The sequence below is a fragment of the Arsenophonus nasoniae DSM 15247 genome, from assembly GCF_000429565.1.
GTDB lineage: Bacteria > Pseudomonadota > Gammaproteobacteria > Enterobacterales > Enterobacteriaceae > Arsenophonus > Arsenophonus nasoniae.
Genome location: NZ_AUCC01000260.1, coordinates 1 through 1286 on the forward strand (window position 1 = coordinate 1; position 1286 = coordinate 1286).

General features: G+C 38.3%; 1 protein-coding gene. It reads left to right on the forward strand.

What is annotated here, in order from left to right; genetic code table 11:
- The first annotated feature begins 50 nt into the window (after positions 1-50).
- On the forward strand, positions 51-1247 hold the full coding sequence (locus tag G468_RS0118175; protein ID WP_026824169.1) for a restriction endonuclease subunit S: 1197 nt from the start codon (positions 51-53) through the stop codon (positions 1245-1247).
- Positions 1248-1286: the final 39 nt, after the last annotated feature.

The following is a 1286-nucleotide window of genomic DNA, read 5'->3' on the forward strand; positions in this document are numbered from 1 at the left end:
TGATATGCAGGGCTTAACCGAACTTACCAACTTATTGAAGGGTGAATAAGATGAGTATGGATAATAAAGTGCCTGAAATCCGCTTTAAGGGGTTTAGTGAGGAGTGGGAGGAAAAGGGACTGGGCGAGGTGTTTACTTATGAGAGACCTGATAATTACATTGTTAAATCATCTGTATATTCTGATGAGTATCATACACCAGTACTAACTGCTAACAAGGGGTTTCTTCTTGGCTATACTCATGAGAAATCGACATATAATGATCCGAGTATTATTTTTGATGATTTTACTCTTGACTGTAAATTTGTTGATTTCCCTTATATGGTAAAATCGTCAGCGATTAAAATTCTTACGGTAAAAAACAGTAGAGAAGATGACCTTATATTCGCATTTCATTTACTGAATACCGCACAAATTGAGGTAATGGGGCATGCCCGACACTATATAAGTGTTGTACAAAATACAAAAGTAAGTATACCTAAGAAAAATGAACAAATCATGATCAGCAACTACTTCCAAAAGCTCGATAGCCTAATCAATCAGCACCAACAAAAGCATGACAAACTCAACAACATTAAAAAAGCCATGTTAGAAAAAATGTTTCCTAAACAAGGTGAAACCATACCTGAAATCCGCTTTAAAGGGTTTAGTAGGGAGTGGGATGAGATCAGCTTGCTTGATAGCATTGAACGGATTATTGACTTTCGAGGCCGCACGCCTAAAAAGCTAGGCTTAGATTGGAGCTCTTCAGGGCACAGAGCGCTGTCGGCTTTAAATGTTAAGCAAGGCTATATTGATTTTTCAATTGATCCGCATTTCGGTGATCAAGAGCTGTATGATAAATGGATGAGTGGTTCTGAACTCCATCAGGGCCAAGTGCTTTTTACTACAGAAGCGCCAATGGGCAATGTGGCTCAAGTTCCTAATACTGATAAATACATTTTAAGTCAGAGAACAATCGCTTTTATAGTTAAATATGGAATTATTGCGGAAGATTTCCTGGCAGTTTTACTTAGAAGTTCTAAAGTGTTTCGAGAGCTTTCTGCACTATCTAGTGGTGGTACCGCTAAAGGGGTAAGTCAAAAAGTTTTAGCTAATCTAAACGTTTCTATACCCACTGATTTGGTCGAACAGTCTGCCATCGGCAACTACTTCCAAAAGCTCGACGCATTAATCAAACAGCACCAGCAACAAATCACTAAACTCAATAATATCAAGCAGGCCTGCTTGAGCAAAATGTTTGTCTAGGAGTAAGTATGACCACCTTTAAAACTGAAGCACAATTTG